The following is an 18,454-nucleotide window of genomic DNA, read 5'->3' as shown; positions in this document are numbered from 1 at the left end:
GGGACGATGTCGCTGACGGACCACCTGCGGGAGTTGCGCTACCGCGTGACCGTGGCGTCGTTCGCCATCGTCGTCGGCTCGGTCGCCTGCATCTTCTTCTACCGCGAGCTCATCGGGATCATCATGGGCCCGTACTACAGCGCCGTCGCCGAACTGGAGCGGATCAGGCCGGACGCCGAGACGATGATCGTCAACGACGGCGTGGTGTCCCCGTTCACTCTGGCGGTGATCGCCTGCGTGTCCGGCGGGATCGTGCTGTCAAGCCCCGTGTGGCTCTACCAGCTGTGGGCCTTCGTCGCCCCCGGCCTGGTGGCGCAGGAGAAGAAGTACGCGATGGGCTTCATAGGGGCGGCGCTGCCTCTGTTCCTGGGCGGCGCGGCGCTGGGCTACTTCGTCTGGCCCAAGGGCATCACGGTGCTGCTCAGCTTCACCCCCCAGGACATGGACATCGTCAACCTGCTCGAGATGAGCAGCTTCCTGAGCATGGAGCTCAAGGTCATCCTGGTGTTCGGGCTGTCCTTCCTGCTGCCCGTGGTGCTGGTGGGCCTCAACATCGCCGGCGTGGTCCGCGGCTACCAGCTCAGGCGCGCCCGCAAGTTCGTGATGTTCGGCTCGGTGGTGTTTGCAGCGATCGCCACCCCGTCGACCGATCCGTTCTCGATGCTGGCGCTGGCCGTGCCGCTGTCGGTGATGTTCCTCATCGCCGAGTTCATCTGCCGCGCGTGGGACCAGAAGCGCGGTATCAGTGAAGAGACCGCCGCCGAGTTCGCCGTCGACCTGGACGACGGTAAGTGAGCGGGGAGCTCGCGAAGCGGCGGCTCATCACCGTCGTGTGCAACCAGGCCTCCGGCGGTGGCCGCGCCGGCCGGGTGCTGCCGAAGGTGGCCCGCAGGCTCCGCGACGGCGTGGGCAACGCCGAGCTCCACATCGTGATCTCCACCTCCTACGAGCAGGCCCGCGACCTCACCCGCTCCGCGGCCCTCAGCGCCGTGCCGGGTGACGTGGTGGCCGTGATGGGCGGCGACGGGATGGCCCACCTGGGCCTGAACGCCTGCGCCGGGACCGATGCCACCCTCGCGATCATCCCCGCAGGCACCGGGAACGACTTCGCCCGCGGCGCCGGCGTGCCCGGCTCGGTCAAGGAGGCCGTCGAGGCACTGGTGCGCGGGGAGACGCGGGTCATGGATCTGTCGCTGCTCACCAACGCCGCCGGATCGCGGTACGTGGGGGCGGTGGTCTCCAGCGGCTACGACGCGCGCGTCAACCGTGCCACCAACGACATCAGGCTGCGGTTCGGGCCGCTCAGCTACGGCTACATCGCTCTGCGTGAGCTGGCGCACTTCTCGCCCCTGATGTACCGGCTCGTCATCGACGGCGTCCCGCGCGAGGTGGAGGCCATGCTGGTGGCCGTGTGCAACACCGGCGTCTTCGGGGGCGGGATGCAGATCTCGCCCGATGCCGACGCCGCGGACGGGCTGCTGGACGTGACCATCATCCACAAGGCATCCCGCGGCAAGCTCATGCGCCTGCTGCCGCTCACCTACAACGGCAGCTTCGTGAACTCGCCGGTGGTCGAGCGGCTCCGGGCCCGCACCGTCGAGGTGGACGGCGCGGACCTGTTCCTGATGGGCGACGGCGAGGAGATGGGCGAGGTCCCCGCGATCGTCGAGTGCCGCCCCGGCGTGCTGAGGCTCATCGTCGGCTGAGGCTGGTTTGCTAGGTTGGGCGGTGTGAGCACAGACGCCCTGCCAGACGAGGTGCGCGAGTTTTCCGCCCTCTACCCGTTCGGCCTGGACGCGTACCAGCTGGACGGATGCCGCGAGCTCGCCCTCGGGCGCGGGGTCCTGGTCGCCGCGCCCACGGGCGCCGGCAAGACGGTGGTGGGGGAGTTCGCCGTCCATCTCGCCACCACCCAGTCCCGTAAGTGCTTCTACACCACGCCGATCAAGGCGCTGTCCAACCAGAAGTACCACGACCTCGTGGAGCGCTACGGCCCCGAGCGCGTGGGCCTGCTCACCGGCGACACGTCCGTCAACTCCGAGGCGCAGATCGTGGTGATGACCACCGAGGTGCTGCGCAACATGATCTACGCGGGATCGCCGACGCTGGGCAACCTCGGGTTCGTGGTGATGGACGAGGTGCACTACCTGGCGGACCGATTCAGGGGTCCGGTGTGGGAGGAGGTCATCCTCGGCCTGTCCGACTCGGTGCAGATCGTGGCGCTCTCGGCCACAGTCAGCAACGTCGAGGACTTCGGCGAGTGGCTGCGCACCGTCCGCGGCGAGTTCTCCGTGGTGGTCTCCGAGCGACGCCCGGTGCCGCTGTTCCAGCACGTGCTCGTGGGACGCAGACTCATCGACCTGTTCGACGGCGTGGCCCCCACCGCCACCGAGCTGCCCGCCGAGCGGATGGCCAGGGTCAACCGCGAGCTCCTCCAGGTGAGCAGGGCCGAGTCCTCCCGGGTGCGCGACGACTCCCGCCGCCCCCGCGGGCGCAGCGGGCGCGGCAAGACCTCCCACGGCCAGGGCTCGGGACAGTACGGGGGCGCCACCCACGGCAGGTTCGCCGGGCGTCCCACCAGCCGGGGCGAGGTGGCCGTCGCGCTTGAGCGTGCATCGCTGCTGCCCGCGATCTACTTCATCTTCTCCCGGGTGGGCTGCGACGCGGCGGTGCGCCAGGTCTTCGACGCGGGGATCACCCTCACCGACCGGGGCGAGGCGGCCCTCCTCGGCAGCATCGCCGACCGGCACGTGGCCGGCCTCAGCGCGCAGGACCTCGAGGCGCTGGACTTCGAGGGGTTCCGCGAGGCGCTGTGCGCCGGTGTCGCGGCCCACCACGCGGGCCAGCTGCCCGCGTTCAAGGCGATCGTCGAGGAGGCCTTCGTCACCGGGGCGCTGAAGATCGTCTTCGCCACCGAGACCCTGGCCCTGGGCATCAACATGCCCGCGCGGACCGTGGTGCTGGAGAAGCTGATCAAGTACAACGGCGAGAGCCACGTCGACATCACGCCCGGCGAGTACACGCAGCTCACAGGCCGGGCCGGGCGTCGCGGGATCGACGTCGAGGGCCATGCGGTGGTGATGTGGCAGTCCGGCATGGACCCGCGCGCCGTGGCCGGGCTCGCGTCGAGGCGGACGTACCCGCTGAAGTCCAGCTTCGCCCCCACCTACAACATGGCCGTCAACCTCATGGCCACCCTCGGCCGCGAGCGTGCCCGTGACCTGCTCAACCAGTCCTTCGCGCAGTTCCAGACGGACAAGTCCGTGGTGACCGCGGCCAGGGTGGGGAGGCAGCTGCAGTCCGACATCGAGGAGGCGCGCGCCGCCGTCGAGTGTCACCTGGGCGACTTCATGAGCTATGCGCGGCTGCGTGAGCAGATCTCGTCGCTGGAGTCCTCGTCGTCGAAGGCGAGGAAGGCCGACCATGCTGCTGCCGTCGCGGCGAGCCTGACCACCCTGCTCCCCGGTGACGTGGTGCATGTGCCGCGCCAGGGCTGGTGCGTGGTGCTCAGGGTTGGGCAGAAGGCCGACCGGCACGCCGACCCGTGGGCGCAGATCATCTCGGGCGATCACACTGTCCTCAAGCTCCAACCCCACGACCTGACCGGGCCGCTGAGCCCAGTCGGGAGGGTGCGGGTGCCGCGTGACTTCTCCGTCCGCGACCGCAAGGACCGCCGCTCGCTGCTGTCGGCGATGTCGGCCAAGGTGGAGCAGGTCGACCCCTCGATTCCCGACACGTCCCTCCCGAGCGACGACGCGGTGGAGCGCGAGATCCGGCAGCTGCGCACCGAGATGAGAGCGCACCCGTGCCACGACTGCCCCGAGCGTGAGGACCACGCCGTCGAGGCGGCCCGGTTGCTGAGGCTGGAACGGGAGGCCGCGCGCGCGGAGGCCGAGGTGACCGGCCGGGCAAACTCGTTGGCCCGCCAGTTCGACAGGGTCACGGCCGTCCTGGAGGAGCTCGGCTACCTCGACGGCGACGAGCTCACCGACGCCGGCCGGATGCTGCGCCGCATCTACAACGAGCTCGACCTGGTGGCCGCGGAGTGCGTGCGCCGCGACGTCTTCGCCGGGCTGACCCCTCCGCAGCTCGCGGCGGTGCTGTCGACGATCCTCTACGAGGCCAGGCCCACGCGCGACGCGGTCCCGCCGCGCATGCCGGACGCGGCTTCGGAAAGGGCGCAGTCCGAGCTGCGCGCGGTGTGGCGCGACGTCGGGCTGCTCGAGCGCAAGCACCACCGCGACCGCGGCCGTGAGCCCGACATCGGCTTCGCGGAGGCGGCCTGGCGCTGGGCGAGCGGACAGGACCTCGCGAAGGTGCTGAGGCACACCAGCATGTCCGCGGGCGACTTCGTGCGCTGGGTACGTCAGGTCGTCGACCTGGCCGGACAGCTGGCGGTGGCCACCGGCCCCGGCGATCTCAGGCGCACCTGCCATGCCGCAGCGGACGCCATGCGTCGCGGCGTGGTGGCGGCCGATCTGACCGAGGATTAGGTTGTCCTCCATGGCCGTAGCCCTCCGCGTGATCCCCTGCCTCGACGTCCACGACGGTCGTGTCGTCAAGGGCGTCAACTTCCGCCACCTGCGCGACGCGGGGGACCCCGTCGAACTGGCCGCCCGGTACTCGGCGGAGGGGGCCGACGAGCTCACCTTCCTCGACATCTCCGCCTCCTCCGACGGCCGGGAGACCACCCGCGACATGGTGGCCCGCTGCGCGGAGACGGTCTTCATCCCGCTGACCGTCGGCGGAGGCGTGCGCGAGGTCGCCGACGTTGACCTTCTGCTGCGCAGCGGCGCCGACAAGGTGGGGATCAACACCGGCGCCCTCGCCCGCCCCGGCGTCATCGACGAGATTTCGCGGACCTTCGGCAACCAGGTGCTGGTCCTGTCCGTCGACGCCCGCCGTGAGGACTCGATGCCCTCCGGTTTCGGCGTCACCACCCACGGGGGGCGTCGCTCCGCGGGCGTGGACGCCATCGCCTGGGCACGCGAGGCCTGCCGGCGCGGTGTGGGGGAGATCCTGCTGAACTCCATGGACGCCGACGGCACCACCGACGGATTCGACATCGAGATGATCCGCGCCGTGCGCGAGGTGGTGGACGTGCCCCTCGTCGCCTCCGGCGGTGCCGGAACCGTGGAGCACTTCGTGGCGGCGGCGCAGGCCGGGGCAGACGCGGTGCTCGCCGCCAGCGTCTTCCACTACGAGCGGCTCACCATCGACGAGGTCAAGGCCGGGCTGCGGGCCGCCGGATTCGAAGTCCGCTAGGACACCAACGAGGAGGAACCATGGACTGCCTGTTCTGCGCCATCGTCGCCGGTGACATCCCGGCCAAGCTGATTTATGAGGATCAGGCGGCCATCGCCTTCCTCGACATCAAGCCCTGGCAGGAGGGCCACACGCTGGTGGTGCCCAGGCGGCACACGGCCGATGCGCTCGACGACGACCAGGTCCTCGCGGAGATCGGCCCAGCGGTGGCCCGCGTGGGGCGCCTGCTTAAGGAGCGCCTCGGGGCCGACGCCTGCAATCTCCTCTCCAACGCCGGCCCGGTCTCCGGGCAGGAGGTCCTGCATACGCACGTCCACGTGCTCCCGCGCTACGCGGCCAATCCGGGGATCGCGGGCATCCGCGGCCCCGTCCACTCGAACCTCGACGAGGTATGGGCGCGGCTCGGTGGGGCAACCTAACGCATCCCCTCCCACCGCTTAATACCACCCCCCGGTAAGGGTGTCTTTAGGGTGTTCTACATTGGTCATATCAAGGGGCGTGGACGCGTCCCGAAGGAACAAGAAAGGGACCTCCATGAAGGCCACCAAGATCGCCGGGATCCTCTCCATCGTCGCCGGAATCGTCATGATCGTCGCCGGCGCCCTCACCTGGGGCACCGTCAGCGCGCAGCTCGCCGCCGAGAACATCACCGTTCCGGGCGACTCGACGTTCATGGGCGGCTCGTTCGCGGGCAAGCCCGTCTCCGGCCCGCTCAGCGCCTACGCGCAGGCGGACATCATCAACCACCACGCCCTCGACGGCGCCGGCGGCAAGACCTACGCCGAGCTCGGCGCCCTGGCCCGTGAGGCCAAGGAGGCCGGTGACGACGCGGCCGCCGAGGAGTACACCGCGCAGCGCACCACCGCGATGAACGCCTCGTTCCTCCGCGCCTCGCTGTTCACCTCCGTCGTGTCCTACGGCATCGCGGCTCTGGTCATGGGCCTGGGTCTCCTGTTCGCGGTCATCGGCTGGGCGCTGACCACCGTGAAGTACCCCGTCGCGACGGCGGGCACCGTCACCGAGTGACGCTGGGCACCGGACGCAGGACGGCGGGAGGGCAGGAGCCCTCCCGCCGTCTTACATTTCGGGACCGGGCGTTCGTGTGCTTGACAGGCCGCCGACGACGGGCAAAGGTGTACCCATGCCCATGAGCCGGCTCGTAGTCATTCCCTAAGCGCTTCGCGATCAGCATCGAACCGAAGCGCTCCCTCGTGTGCCCCAAACGGGCAACGGGGGTTTTTTCTTGGAATGACACCGTGCGAGCGACAGAAGAAGGGAGAGGCACATGACACAGACAGACGGTCAGGTCATGACGGGGGCGCAGGCGCTCGTCGAGTCGCTGGAACGGATGGGTGTGGATGTAGCCTTCGGTATCCCGGGCGGCGCCATTCTCCCCGCCTACGATCCACTGTTCGACTCCAAGATCCGCCACATCCTGGTGCGCCACGAGCAGGGCGCCGGGCATGCGGCGGAGGGCTACGCGATGAGCTCCGGGCGCGTGGGCGTGTGCATCGCCACCTCCGGTCCGGGCGCCACCAACCTGGTCACCCCCATCGCCAACGCCTACATGGACTCCACGCCGCTGGTCGCCATCACAGGCCAGGTCAACAGCCATGCCATCGGCACTGACGCGTTCCAGGAGGCGGACATCCGGGGCATAACCATGCCCATCACGAAGCACAGCTTCCTCATCAAGGACGTCCGGGGCATCCCGCTGGCCATCCGCGAGGCGTTCCACATCGCCGCCACCGGCCGGCCGGGGCCGGTCCTCGTCGACATCGCCAAGGACGCCATGGTCCACAGCGCGCCCTTCGTGTGGCCGGAGGAGCTCGATCTCCCCGGGTACAAGCCGACCGTGAAGCCCCACTCTCGCCAGGTGCGGGCCGCCGCGAAGATGATCTCCGAGTCCAAGCGGCCGGTGCTCTACGTCGGCGGAGGGGTTGCGCTGGCGAAGGCGGCGCCGGAGCTTGCCGAGTTCGTCGCGAAGACGCGCATCCCCGTCGTGACCACGCTGATGGCCCGCGGGCAGTTCCCCGACAGCCACGAGCTGCACATGGGCATGCCCGGCATGCACGGGACCGTCGCCGCGGTCGGCGCGCTCCAGAAGTCGGACCTGCTGATCGCGCTCGGCACCCGGTTCGACGATCGGGTGACGGGCAAGCTCGACAGCTTCGCCCCGCACGCCAAGGTGATCCACGCGGACGTGGACCCCGCCGAGATCGGCAAGAACAAGGCGGTCGACATCCCCATCGTCGGCGACGTCAGGGAGACCCTGATGGCGCTCAACGAGGCCGTCGAGGCCTACCCGGCACCCGAGGCCGACGCGTGGCGCAGGCAGCTGGGCCTCATGAAGGACCGGTACCAGCCCCGATGGGAGGAGGCGCCCGACGGCCGGCTCTCCCCCCAGGAGGTCATCAAGCGCATCGGCGAGCTGAGCCCGCCGGACACCATCTACGCCGCCGGCGTGGGGCAGCACCAGATGTGGTGCGCCCACTTCCTCCCGCACGAGAAGCCCAACACCTGGATCAACTCGGGCGGCGCGGGCACCATGGGGTTCTGCGTGCCCGCCGCGATGGGGGCCAAGGTGGCCAACCCCGACGCCACGGTGTGGGGCATCGACGGCGACGGCTGCTTCCAGATGACCAGCCAGGAGCTGGTCACCTGCGCGCTCAACAACATCCCGATCAAGATCGCCATCATCAACAACAACGCGCTGGGCATGGTGCGCCAGTGGCAGTCGCTGTTCTACGAGGGCCGGTACTCGAACACGGACCTGATGACCGAGTCGCTCCCCAACTTCCCCAAGCTGGCGGAGGCCATGGGCTGCGTGGGGCTCCGCGCCACCAACGAGGTGGAGATGGAGGCGGCCATCCAGCAGGCGCTGGAGATCAACGACCGCCCCGTCGTCGTCGAGTTCGTGGTGCACAAGGACGCGATGGTGTGGCCCATGGTGCCTGCCGGCGTCAGCAACGACGAGATCCGCGTGGCCCGCGACATGGCCCCCGAATGGGAAGAGGAAGTGCTGTGAACAACCACACCCTGAGCATCCTGGTGTCCAACCGCCCGGGCGTGCTGACGCGGATCGCCGCGCTCTTCTCGCGTCGCGGGTTCAACATCCAGTCACTGGCCGTGGGCCCCACCGAGCGCGAGGACATCTCGCGGATGACCGTGGTGGCCCAGGTGGAGGACGACGCCACCCTGGAGCAGATCGTCAAGCAGCTCAACAAGCTCATCGAGGTGCGTAAGGTGCTGGAGCTGGGCGCCTCCGCGGTGCGCCGCGAGATGATGCTGGTCAAGGTGCATGCGGACGTCCAGACCCGCAGCCAGGTGATCGACGTGGTGAGCCTGTTCCGCGGGAAGGCGGTGGACGTGTCCGCCGAGTCCATCACCGTGGAGGCCACGGGCAGCGACGAGAAGCTCGCGGCCCTGCTCGAGATGCTCGCACCACACGGCATCATCGAACTCGTGCAGTCCGGGCAGGTGGCGCTCACGCGCGGCTCCCGGAGCATGTCCGAGCACAAAGCTAAGTAGAAACCCAACAAGGAGAACCCATGGCAGAAATGTTCTACGACAAAGACGCCGACCTGTCGATCATCCAGGGTCGCCATGTCGCCGTCATCGGCTACGGCTCGCAGGGCCACGCCCATGCGCTGTCCCTGCGCGACTCCGGTGTCGACGTCCGCGTCGGCCTGCGTCCGGGCTCGCCGTCGGCCGCCAAGGCCGAGGCCGAGGGTCTGCGGGTGCTGCCGGTGGCCGAGGCCGTCGAAGAGGCGGATCTCATCATGATCCTCGCGCCGGACCAGGTCCAGCGCGCCCTCTACAAGGAGGAGATCGAGCCGCACCTCACCAAGGGCGACGCGCTGTTCTTCGCGCACGGCTTCAACATCCGCTTCGGCTACATCACCCCGCCCCCCGGCGTGGACGTGTGCATGGTGGCGCCCAAGGGCCCCGGCCACCTGGTGCGCCGCGAGTACGCCAACGGTCGCGGCGTGCCGGCGATCATCGCCGTCGAAAAGGATGAGACCGGCAACGCCTGGCCGCTCGCGCTGAGCTACGCCAAGGCGATCGGCGCCCTCCGCGCCGGCGGCATCAAGACCACCTTCACCGAGGAGACCGAGACCGACCTGTTCGGCGAGCAGGCCGTGCTGTGCGGCGGCGCCTCCGCCCTGGTGCAGGCCGGCTTCGAGACCCTCGTCGAGGCGGGCTACCAGCCCGAGGTGGCCTACTTCGAGTGCCTCCACGAGCTGAAGCTGATCGTCGACCTCATGTACGAGGGCGGCATCGCCAAGCAGCGCTGGAGCGTCTCCGACACGGCCGAGTACGGCGACTACGTCTCCGGCCCCCGCGTCATCGACGCGCGGGTGAAGGAGAACATGAAGGCGGTCCTCACCGACATCCAGACCGGGGCCTTCGCCAAGCGGTTCATCGACGATCAGGACGCGGGCGCGCCCGAGTTCAAGGAACTGCGCGCCAAGGGTGAGGCACACCCCATCGAGGAGACCGGGCGCCAGCTGCGCGGGCTCATGAGCTGGGTCAAGACCGACGACGCCGACTACGTCGAGGGCTCAGCCGCTCGCTGACACAGACACCACAGAAGGGCCCGTGAGGATCTCACGGGCCCTTTGTGTCGCCGCACCACCCAAAACAACATGATCCAACAGCTTTGTGGCGAGATTTACTTGACTTTGAGTTGGTTTGCCTTCAGGATTGCTCCGTGGGCACAACCCACCCGGCTGCGCATCGGGGCGCCGACCGGTCGAGTATGGGAGAAGAACATGACTGCTCTTCCTGACGCACGCGTCAACAAGAACTTGGAGGGTCCGGGCCTGCGGGCGAAGATCCAGAAGTTCGGCGGCTATCTGGCCGGCATGATCATGCCGAACATCGGCGCGTTCATCGCCTGGGGCCTCATCACCGCGATGTTCATCGAGACGGGCTGGCTGCCCAACGCCACCCTGGCGGGCCTCGTCGGGCCCATGCTGTACTTCCTGCTGCCCATCCTGATCGGCCACACCGGCGGCAAGATGGTGCACGGCCACCGCGGCGCGGTCATCGGCGCCATCGCCACCGCCGGCGTGATCATGGGCGGCATCACCGAGTTCGCCACCCTGAGCGGCACGCCGATGTTCCTCGGCGCCATGATCATGGGCCCCTTCGCGGGCTGGGTCCTCAAGCACTTCGACCGCGCCATCGAGGGCAAGGTCCGGCCGGGCTTCGAGATGGTGGTCGACAACTTCTCGCTCGGCATCATCGGCATGGTGCTGGCCATCGTCGGCACCCTCGGCGTCGGGCCGGTCGTGTCCGCGATCGTGGCCGTGCTGTCCGCCGGTGTGAACTGGCTGGTGGCGGCGAACCTGCTGCCGCTCGCGTCGATCTTCGTCGAGCCCGGCAAGGTCCTGTTCCTCAACAACGCGATCAACCACGGCATCTTCACGCCGCTGGCCGCCATCGACGTGCAGACCGCCGGCCAGTCCATCCTGTACATGGTGGAGTCCAACCCCGGCGCAGGCCTGGGCCTGCTGACCGCCTTCATGCTGTTCGGCCCCCGGTCGCTGCGCGCCTCCACCTCCGGCGCCATCGTCATCCACTTCCTCGGCGGCATCCACGAGATCTACTTCCCCTACATCCTGATGCGCCCCGTGATGCTGCTGGCCATGATCGCCGGCTCCATGTCCGGGCTGTTCGTCGCCACCGCCACCGGGGCCGGGCTCGTCGCGCCCCCGTCGCCCGGATCGATCCTGGCCTACTTCGCCGTGACGCCTCCCGGTGGGCACCTCCCCATGATCCTCACCGTGCTCACCGCCGCCGTCGTATCCTTCCTGGTGGCCTCCGCGCTGCTCAAGTTCGGCCGCGGCTCCGATGACAGCGCCCAGGTGGCGGCCGAGGCCGAGGCAGTGCTCGCCGCAGCCGACGCCCAGGGTGACGGCGCCTCCGTCGCCGGCTCCAGCGTGCGCAAGCTCGTCATCGCCTGCGACGCCGGCATGGGCTCCTCGGTCATGGTGGCCGGCCAGATGCGCAAGCGGCTCGCCCCCTTCGGCGTCGAGGTCATCCACACACCCGTGGACCAGATCCCCTCGGACGCCCAGCTGGTGCTGACGCACGAGGGCCTCGCCGACCGCGCCGCCAAGCGCGTGCCCGGCACGCTCGTCATCCCCTTCTCCTCCTACCTCGGGGACGCGGCGTTCGACCGCGTCGAGCTGGCGATCCGTGAGGGACGCACCCTGACGGCCACCGGTGTGGGCGCGGGCGCCTCGACGCCGGTCGCCCCCAGCGCCGCCCCGGCGGCCGCGACGACCACGGCCACGATGGCCCGGCCGAAGAAGCGGCTCGCCCCCGGCATCCTCCCGCGCCAGAACGTGCGCCTGGGGCTCACCGCCACCGGCAAGGACGACGCCATCAGGCAGGCCGGGCAGGTCCTGGTGGGCTGCGGCGCCGCCGAGCCCGCCTACATCGAGGGGATGCTGGCCCGCGAGCTGCAGACCACCACCTTCCTCGGCCAGGGCGTGGCCATCCCCCACGGCACCAATGAGGCCCGTGCCCACATCAACTCCGCCGCGCTGGGCTTCCTCCAGTACCCCGACGGCGTCGACTGGGACGGCCACACCGTCAACGTCGTGATCCCCATCGCCTCCAACAGCGACGAGCACGTCTCGCTCCTGGCGGCCCTGGCCACCACGCTCGCGGACAAGACCCGCGCCGCGCGACTCCGCTCGGCCACCTCCGTCGACGAGGTCCTCGACCTCCTGACCCCCACCGAGGAGTGACCCATCCATGAAGGCACTGAGATTCCACGCCCCAGGCGACGTGCGGCTCGAGGACGTCCCCGAGCCGCAGTGCGGGCCGGAGGAGGTCAAGATCCGGGTCCGCAACTGCTCCACCTGCGGGACGGACGTCAAGATCCGCGCCAACGGTCACGTCAACATCACCCGGGTCACGACCATGGGCCATGAGATCGCCGGCGAGGTGGTCGAGGTGGGCGCGGAGTCCCTCGGTGGCTTCGAGGTGGGGGACCGCGTGCAGGTCATCGCGGCCGTGCCCTGCGGCGACTGCCACGAGTGCCGGAAGGGCTGGATGGAGGTCTGCCAGAATCAGACCTCCGTCGGCTACCAGTACGACGGTGGGTTCGCCGAGTACATGATCGTGCCGAAGGAGGTGCTCAAGGTCGACGGCCTGAACCGTATCCCCGATGAGGTGGGCTTCGACGAGGCCTCCGCGGTGGAGCCGTTCGCCTGCGCGATCAACGCCCAGGAGCAGCTCGGCATCGAGGAGGGCGACTTCGTCGTCGTCTTCGGGGCGGGCCCGATCGGCTGCATGCACATCCGGATCGCCCGGGGCGTGCACAAGGCCGGCACCATCGTCCTGGTGGACATCAACGCCGAGAGGCTGGCCATGTCCGCGGATGCGGTCCATCCCGACGCGACCATCGATGCGTCGTCCACCGATGTGGTGGCCGAGGTCATGCGCATGACGGAGAGTCGCGGCGCGGATGTGATCATCACCGCCACCCCGGCCAACGTGTCCCAGGAGCAGGCCATCGCCATGGCCGCGCGCAACGGGCGGATCTCGTTCTTCGGCGGCCTGCCGAAGACCAACCCCACCATCACCTGCGACAGCAACCTGGTGCACTACCGCCAGCTGCACATCCACGGTGCCAACGGGTCGGCGCCCAAGCACCACAGGGACGCGCTCGGCTACATCGCGTCGGGCCAGATCCCGGTCAAGGACCTCATCACCCGCCGGGTCCCGCTTGCCGACGCGCTCAGCGCGTTCGACATCGTGGCGCGCGGGGAGGCGATCAAGGTCACCGTCGAGCCGTAATCCGCAGATCGAAGGGCCGGGCACCGCAAGGTGCCCGGCCCTTTCTGCGTCCGCACGCCCCTCTCGGCGTCCGCACCGCCCCTCTCGGCGTCCGCGTCGCCTCTCTCTGCGTCGGCGTGCCCTCTCCGAGGCCCCGCCTCTCCGCGTCGGCACCCACCCCGCACCCTCACACATGAAACAGGGCCGGGCACCGCGAGGTGCCCGGCCCTGTCTGTGGTCGATCAGCCGAGGAGCTGCAGCGCGAGCTCCTTGGCGTCGCGGGCGTTGCGGGAGCGCACCACCTGGAGCGCCGCCACCCGGCACTGGTCGGCGGTCACGCCGCCGAGCCGGACGCCCACCGACGGGATGGCGGTGACGGCCATCGACAGGGAGGAGACCCCGAGGCCCACGAGCACGCAGGCGAGCAGCGGATCGGCCGCGGCCTCCCCACACACGCCCACCGGCTTCCCCGCGGCCACGCCCGCCTCCGCGGCCAGCTGGATCAGCCTCAGGACGGCCGGCTGCCACGGGTCGGTCAGCTGCGCGAGCGCGCTCGACATGCGGTCCGCGGCCAGCGCGTACTGCGTGAGGTCGTTGGTGCCGATCGAGAAGAAGTCCACCTCGGCGAGGAACTGCTCGGCGAGGAGGGCCACGGAGGGCACCTCGACCATGATCCCGGGCTTGAGGCTGCGCGCCCTGCAGAGCGCCGCGAACTCGAAGGCCTCGTCGACGGTGGCCACCATGGGCGCCATCACCCACGCCTCGCCCACGCCCCGCTGATCGGCGGCCATCGCGATGGCGTCCAGCTGGCGCTCCACCAGACCAGGGTTGGTCCAGCTGAGGCGGATGCCGCGCACGCCGAGGGACGGGTTCTCCTCGTTGGCGTGGTTCGCGAACGGCACGGGCTTGTCCGAGCCGGCGTCGAGCGTGCGGACCACCACCTTGCGGCCCTCGAACGCCGCGAAGACCTCGCCGTAGATCCGGGCCTGCTCCTCGACGCTCGGCTCGGTCTGAGCGGTCAGGAAGCACAGCTCCGTCCTGAACAGCCCCACGCCCTCGGCCTGCGAGGCCGACGCGGTGCGGGCGGCCGAGCCGTCCTGCACGTTGGCCAGCAGCTGCACGGGCCCGCCGTCGGCGGTGCGGGCCGGTCCCTGCCAGGAGCGGACCTGCGCGCGGTGCTCGCGGTCGCGCACCATGAGCGAGGTGGCCAGCGCCGCCTCGGGGTTGACCGTGATGATGCCGGAGGTGCCGTCGACCAGCAGCGGCGCCCCCTCGGGCACCGTGTCCAGGTCCGTGACCGCGACGACGCAGGGGATCCCCAGCTGGCGGGCGATGATGGCCGTGTGGCTCGTCGGGCCGCCGAACCGCGTCACGAGCGCGGTGATCAGGGTGGGATCGAGGCCGGCGGTGTCGGCCGGGGCGAGATCGTCGGCGCAGAGCACGACGGGCGCCGACGGCGTCGGGATGCCGGGCTCCGGCAGGCCGAGGAGCTCGGCCACCACGCGGTTGCGGATGTCTCGCAGGTCCGTCGCGCGCTCGGCCATCAGGCCGCCCAGCTGCACCAGCTGGGCGACGAAGCCCTCGATGGCCTGGTCCGTCGCGGACTCGGCCGAGGCCCCGGCGGCGATCAGCTTCTTCGCAGCGCGCAGCCATCCGCGGTCGCGGGCGAGGGCTGCGGTGGCGCCGAGCACCTCTGAGGCGACGCCCGTGGAGGAGCTGGCGCGGTGCGTGAACCGGTCCGCGACTGTGGTGGCGGCGTCCATGAACCGTTGCGCCTCCGCCTCCCGGTCCGGCTCGTCGAGCGGGGGGCGCGGTGGTGGGGGAGCGATGGCCGGGCGCGTCCACGCGGCCGGGGCGAAGGCGATGCCGGCGACCACACCGGTGCCACGAACAGAAACAGATTCCATGTTTCCTCCACAATGAGGGTTGAGTATGACTATCGTCGCCCGTGGATGGGTTGAAGTCAACATAAACACAGATCTGACCGTGTCCGATTGCTTCTGGGGCCGGCTCAGGGTTGCAGGGTGGAGGGTGCATGTACGCGGAGGAGCGGCAACACGAGATCGTGACGCTGGCCCGGGGCCTGGGGCGCGTGGCGGTGGCCGAGCTGGCGTCCAGCTTCGGCGTGACGCCCGAGACCATCAGGCGTGATCTCGACGCGCTCGCGGCCCGCGGGCTGCTCAGTCGGGTGCACGGCGGCGCGGTGCCGTCGGACAAGCTGTGGTTGGCGGAGGCCCCCGTGGGCCAGCGCGAGGCCACGTCGCAGGACGAGAAGCTCGCCATCGCCTCGCACGCGGCGTCCCTGCTCCCGGCGCGCGACGACCTGACGGTTCTCATCGACGCCGGCACCACCACCTCGCGGCTGAGCGCCTTCCTGCCGGGCCGGGTCTCGACCGTCGTCACCAACTCCGTTCCCACGGCGGCCTCGCTGGCCGACAGGGGCGACGTGGAGGTGCTCCTGCTGGGCGGGCAGGTCCGCGGCCTCACCCAGGCGACGGTGGGCGCGGAGGCGCTGGCCACGCTGGCCCGGCTCAGGGTGGACGTGGCCTTCATGGGCACCAACGGCTTCTCGGCCGAGCACGGATTCTCGACCCCGGACCCGGCCGAGGCGGCCGTCAAGCGCGCCATGATCGGCGCCGCGCGCGAGGTCTACGTGCTGGCCGACGCCACCAAGTTCGGCGCCGACTACCTGGTGCGATTCGCCGAGGTCGGCGACGTGGATGCGCTGGTCACCGACGACCGCCTGGCGCGGGCCTCGATCGAGGCGTTGGAGGCCGTCGAGCTGCGGGTCGACGTCGTCGGCTGATGTTGGTTTATGTCGCTTTCTCTTGCTTTGCTTCCGAAATAGGGGTATAAACGTAGCAACAGCCTCGAGGGAGCGGACATGGTCGACGACGTCGCACGCAGAGTGGTCACATTCACGGCCAACCCCAGTATCGACCGGACGCTCACGCTCGACCGGTGCCTCGAACGCGGTCAGGTGCTCCGCGCGTCCGGCGTGACCGAGCAGGCGGCCGGCAAGGGCGTCAACGTGGCGCGGGTGGTCAGCGCGTCCGGCCTGCCCGTCACCGTCGTGGCCGCGGCCCTGGACCGGGGATTCCGGAACCTGGCCGAGCGGGCGGAGGCGCCGCTCACGGTGCTGGGCCAGATGCTCGACGACGGCCGCCGCGTGCGGATGAACACCACGGTCACCGAGCCCGACGGCACCACCACCAAGCTCAACGAGCCGGGGCCCTCGCTGACCTCGGCGCAGCTCGCCGTGGCGGGGGACACCCTGGTCGACGTCGCCCAGGGGGCGGCCTGGGTGGCGCTCGCCGGCTCGCTCCCGCCCGGGGCACCCGACGACTGGTACGCGCTCCTCGCCGACCGGCTCTCGGGGCTGGGCTGCAGGATCGCCGTCGACACCTCCGGGCCCGCCCTGGACGCGCTGCTCGCATCGCTCAAGGCGCCCATCGACCTCATCAAGCCCAACGCCGAGGAGCTGGCGCAGCTGACCGGCGGTGACGCCGCGGCACTCGAGGCGGCCGCCGATGCCGGGGACGTGAGCGGCGTCGTCGAGGCCGCCCGCCAGCTCCACGCCCGGGGCATCAGGGCCGTCCTGGTGACCCTGGGCGGTGCCGGGGCGGTCCTGGTGACCGGGGAGGGCGCCTGGTTCGCGGCTGCGCCGCCCACGGACGTGCGCAGCACGGTCGGCGCCGGCGACTCGGCCGTTGCGGGCTACATCCTCGCGCACGTCCGCGGTCAGGATCCGGCCAGCTGTCTCGCCTCGTCCATCGCCTACGGCTCGGCGGCGGCGGCGCTGCCGGGCACCACCCTGCCGACCCCGTCGGACCTGACGGCCGAGAAGATCGACGTCGTCGCGCTCGGCTGACCGGCCGGGCACACCACCACCCACAGAAGAGAGACACCCATGGCTTCCAGAACCGTCGTCGTCGGATCATCCGTCGGCCTCCACGCCCGCCCCGCCGCGATCGTCGCCGAGGCGGCCGGCGCCTACGACGAGGACATCACGATCCGCCTCGCCGACATGCCCGAGGACGAGGGTGTGGACGCCGCGTCCAGCCTCATGATCATGACGCTCGGCGCGGGCGCCGGCGCCGAGGTGATCGTCGAGTCCGAGGATGCCGCCGCGGTCGAGGCGATCGCCGCCCTTATCGAGCGGGACCTCGACGCCTAGCCTCCTGCCGCGCTTGCCGCGGTCACTGCGGCGGCTCTGACTTCGCGCGGTCGAGGATGGCCAGCCATGCCTGATCCGTCAGGAGGCTGATCGCCTGCTCGTCCGTCAGAGGCAGCGAGTCGCGCGTGGCCGCACCATCGTTGCCGACGTTGCTGAAGGTGAGGTGGATCGCCGCGTCATCGGTGCGTCGATAGGTGTAGGTGCGGCTCATCCGGACACCGCCGTGGAACTCGGCATCGACATACACGGTTCCGTCGAACGACGGGAACTCGAGGCACGATGGCGACGCGCATGCCTCCGCCGATGGGGTCAGGTGCCAGATGTTGATGCTGCCGTGGACGGTCCCGTCGAGGTCGGTCAGCGTGAACGCGGCGCTGTTCGCACTGCGTGCGCCGACCGAGGCGACCTGGAGGCTCTCCGGAAGGAGGCTGGCGAAGACGCCGAGGACCTCCGAGGACCGGGCCTCGTCCTCCGGAGACAGCGCGATCTCGGTGGGGATGACGGGGAGCGTGACCTCGTCCAGGGGGATGACGGCGGCGTCGCGCTCGTAGCGGGTGTCGATCGGGACCATGCTGGCCTCTGGTCCGCCCTCGACTTCGAGCAGCGCCCCGCGCATGTACGGGGGGCCGTCGAGCCCGAGCAGGCTGTACATGCCCACCATGATCTCACCGGGCGTCGATCCGAAGGGCCCCCTCGTGGTGGGATTGCCGAGTGGCCCGCTCAGCCTGACGATGAATGCCGGCGAGTCGTCCGCACCGGTGACCTCGACATCGGGGGACAGGACTGCGAGGCCATCTGCCCAGGTGGTCCGGGATACGGTCGCGACGAAAGGCGACGGATCATCGGTTCCGATCGCTGCGGACACGTGTTGCAGGATCAACTGCTGCTCGGACTCCGAGTATGCCGTGAAGAAGTCCGCGGTCGCCGTCGGATCGGGTTGGAGCTCCGTGGGTCCCGCCGATGGGCTGGGTGCCCCGGAGGCCGAGCTGGGCGTGGAGGACGGGGACGAAGATGCCGACGGGGTGGCCTGCACGGGGGCAGCAGTGATACCTCGCCGCTCGACCAGCGTGAGGGTCCCGATGGCCAGACCGGCCACGACCCCCACTGCGGCGAGTCCGGCAAGTCCGCGGCGCACGGCGCGGGTGCGTCTGCCGCGCCGAACGGCGGTGGCGATCATCTCGTCGACTCGATGGGGAGGCAGGGACGCGGACATGT

Annotated in this window: 16 protein-coding genes; 14 read left to right on the top strand and 2 right to left on the bottom strand. The window is 70.1% G+C overall.

Annotation, left to right across the window (positions count from 1 at the left end; genetic code table 11):
• Window positions 1-6: 6 nt before the first annotated feature.
• The 11 genes from tatC (at window position 7) to ACZK5D_RS06965 (ending at window position 13,083) form a co-directional block, all read left to right on the top strand.
• Complete coding sequence (gene tatC / locus ACZK5D_RS07015) at window positions 7-795, top strand: twin-arginine translocase subunit TatC (RefSeq protein ID WP_463664767.1); 789 nt, start codon at window positions 7-9, stop codon at window positions 793-795.
• Entirely contained in the window at window positions 792-1,706 is a 915-nt protein-coding gene (locus ACZK5D_RS07010) for a diacylglycerol/lipid kinase family protein (RefSeq protein ID WP_463664766.1), read from the top strand. Before tatC ends, ACZK5D_RS07010 begins: the two co-directional genes overlap by 4 nt.
• A gap of 39 nt (window positions 1,707-1,745) precedes the next feature.
• Complete coding sequence (locus tag ACZK5D_RS07005) at window positions 1,746-4,493, top strand: DEAD/DEAH box helicase (protein ID WP_463664794.1); 2,748 nt, start codon at window positions 1,746-1,748, stop codon at window positions 4,491-4,493.
• A 10-nt stretch (window positions 4,494-4,503) separates the two neighbouring features.
• Window positions 4,504-5,265 (top strand): imidazole glycerol phosphate synthase subunit HisF, encoded by a 762-nt coding sequence (hisF, locus tag ACZK5D_RS07000; protein ID WP_463664765.1) that lies wholly within the window; start codon window positions 4,504-4,506, stop codon window positions 5,263-5,265.
• Window positions 5,266-5,285: 20 nt separating this feature from the next.
• Window positions 5,286-5,684: an HIT family protein gene (locus ACZK5D_RS06995; protein WP_463664764.1), complete on the top strand. Its 399-nt coding sequence runs from the start codon at window positions 5,286-5,288 to the stop codon at window positions 5,682-5,684.
• A gap of 115 nt (window positions 5,685-5,799) precedes the next feature.
• A complete protein-coding gene (locus ACZK5D_RS06990; protein ID WP_463664763.1) occupies window positions 5,800-6,291 on the top strand; it encodes an aromatic ring-opening dioxygenase LigA in 492 nt (163 codons plus the stop codon).
• Between the two features lie 259 nt (window positions 6,292-6,550).
• On the top strand, window positions 6,551-8,293 hold the full coding sequence (locus tag ACZK5D_RS06985; protein ID WP_463664762.1) for an acetolactate synthase large subunit: 1,743 nt from the start codon (window positions 6,551-6,553) through the stop codon (window positions 8,291-8,293).
• Window positions 8,290-8,796, top strand: a complete 507-nt coding sequence (gene ilvN, locus ACZK5D_RS06980) for an acetolactate synthase small subunit (RefSeq protein WP_463664761.1) — start codon at window positions 8,290-8,292, stop codon at window positions 8,794-8,796. Before ACZK5D_RS06985 ends, ilvN begins: the two co-directional genes overlap by 4 nt.
• A gap of 20 nt (window positions 8,797-8,816) precedes the next feature.
• Window positions 8,817-9,845: a ketol-acid reductoisomerase gene (gene ilvC / locus ACZK5D_RS06975; protein WP_463664760.1), complete on the top strand. Its 1,029-nt coding sequence runs from the start codon at window positions 8,817-8,819 to the stop codon at window positions 9,843-9,845.
• Between the two features lie 195 nt (window positions 9,846-10,040).
• Complete coding sequence (locus ACZK5D_RS06970) at window positions 10,041-12,029, top strand: PTS mannitol transporter subunit IICBA (RefSeq protein ID WP_463664759.1); 1,989 nt, start codon at window positions 10,041-10,043, stop codon at window positions 12,027-12,029.
• 7 nt (window positions 12,030-12,036) lie between these two features.
• A complete protein-coding gene (locus ACZK5D_RS06965; RefSeq protein ID WP_463664758.1) occupies window positions 12,037-13,083 on the top strand; it encodes a zinc-dependent dehydrogenase in 1,047 nt (348 codons plus the stop codon).
• A gap of 221 nt (window positions 13,084-13,304) precedes the next feature.
• Here the strand turns inward: ACZK5D_RS06965 and ptsP are convergent, their stop codons facing one another.
• Complete coding sequence (gene ptsP / locus ACZK5D_RS06960) at window positions 13,305-14,969, bottom strand: phosphoenolpyruvate--protein phosphotransferase (protein WP_463664757.1); 1,665 nt, start codon at window positions 14,967-14,969, stop codon at window positions 13,305-13,307.
• 128 nt (window positions 14,970-15,097) lie between these two features.
• Between ptsP and ACZK5D_RS06955 the strand changes: the two genes are divergently transcribed.
• The 3 genes from ACZK5D_RS06955 (at window position 15,098) to ACZK5D_RS06945 (ending at window position 17,239) form a co-directional block, all read left to right on the top strand.
• Window positions 15,098-15,868, top strand: a complete 771-nt coding sequence (locus tag ACZK5D_RS06955) for a DeoR/GlpR family DNA-binding transcription regulator (RefSeq protein WP_463664756.1) — start codon at window positions 15,098-15,100, stop codon at window positions 15,866-15,868.
• A gap of 78 nt (window positions 15,869-15,946) precedes the next feature.
• On the top strand, window positions 15,947-16,933 hold the full coding sequence (locus ACZK5D_RS06950) for a 1-phosphofructokinase family hexose kinase (RefSeq protein WP_463664755.1): 987 nt from the start codon (window positions 15,947-15,949) through the stop codon (window positions 16,931-16,933).
• A 39-nt stretch (window positions 16,934-16,972) separates the two neighbouring features.
• Window positions 16,973-17,239, top strand: a complete 267-nt coding sequence (locus tag ACZK5D_RS06945; protein ID WP_463664754.1) for an HPr family phosphocarrier protein — start codon at window positions 16,973-16,975, stop codon at window positions 17,237-17,239.
• 22 nt (window positions 17,240-17,261) lie between these two features.
• On the opposite strand, the gene ACZK5D_RS06940 is transcribed toward ACZK5D_RS06945, so the two are convergent.
• Window positions 17,262-18,452 carry a hypothetical protein gene (locus ACZK5D_RS06940; RefSeq protein ID WP_463664753.1) on the bottom strand — a complete coding sequence of 397 codons (1,191 nt, stop codon included), beginning with the start codon at window positions 18,450-18,452 and terminating at the stop codon, window positions 17,262-17,264.
• Between the last annotated feature and the right edge of the window lie 2 nt (window positions 18,453-18,454).

The organism is Tessaracoccus yangjingae (assembly GCF_055326235.1).
This window is presented reverse-complemented; position numbering and strand designations above follow the sequence as displayed.

Bases quoted from the DNA above. Each gene is read 5' to 3' on its own strand.
- tatC (WP_463664767.1), top strand. From the start codon at position 7: ATGTCGCTGACGGACCACCTGCGGGAGTTGCGCTACCGCGTGACCGTG.
- hisF (WP_463664765.1), top strand. From the start codon at position 4,504: ATGGCCGTAGCCCTCCGCGTGATCCCCTGCCTCGACGTCCACGACGGT.
- ACZK5D_RS06995 (WP_463664764.1), top strand. From the start codon at position 5,286: ATGGACTGCCTGTTCTGCGCCATCGTCGCCGGTGACATCCCGGCCAAG.
- ACZK5D_RS06990 (WP_463664763.1), top strand. From the start codon at position 5,800: ATGAAGGCCACCAAGATCGCCGGGATCCTCTCCATCGTCGCCGGAATC.
- ACZK5D_RS06985 (WP_463664762.1), top strand. From the start codon at position 6,551: ATGACACAGACAGACGGTCAGGTCATGACGGGGGCGCAGGCGCTCGTC.
- ilvC (WP_463664760.1), top strand. From the start codon at position 8,817: ATGGCAGAAATGTTCTACGACAAAGACGCCGACCTGTCGATCATCCAG.
- ACZK5D_RS06970 (WP_463664759.1), top strand. From the start codon at position 10,041: ATGACTGCTCTTCCTGACGCACGCGTCAACAAGAACTTGGAGGGTCCG.
- ACZK5D_RS06965 (WP_463664758.1), top strand. From the start codon at position 12,037: ATGAAGGCACTGAGATTCCACGCCCCAGGCGACGTGCGGCTCGAGGAC.
- ptsP (WP_463664757.1), bottom strand. From the start codon at position 14,969: ATGGAATCTGTTTCTGTTCGTGGCACCGGTGTGGTCGCCGGCATCGCC.
- ACZK5D_RS06955 (WP_463664756.1), top strand. From the start codon at position 15,098: ATGTACGCGGAGGAGCGGCAACACGAGATCGTGACGCTGGCCCGGGGC.
- ACZK5D_RS06950 (WP_463664755.1), top strand. From the start codon at position 15,947: ATGGTCGACGACGTCGCACGCAGAGTGGTCACATTCACGGCCAACCCC.
- ACZK5D_RS06945 (WP_463664754.1), top strand. From the start codon at position 16,973: ATGGCTTCCAGAACCGTCGTCGTCGGATCATCCGTCGGCCTCCACGCC.
- ACZK5D_RS06940 (WP_463664753.1), bottom strand. From the start codon at position 18,452: ATGTCCGCGTCCCTGCCTCCCCATCGAGTCGACGAGATGATCGCCACC.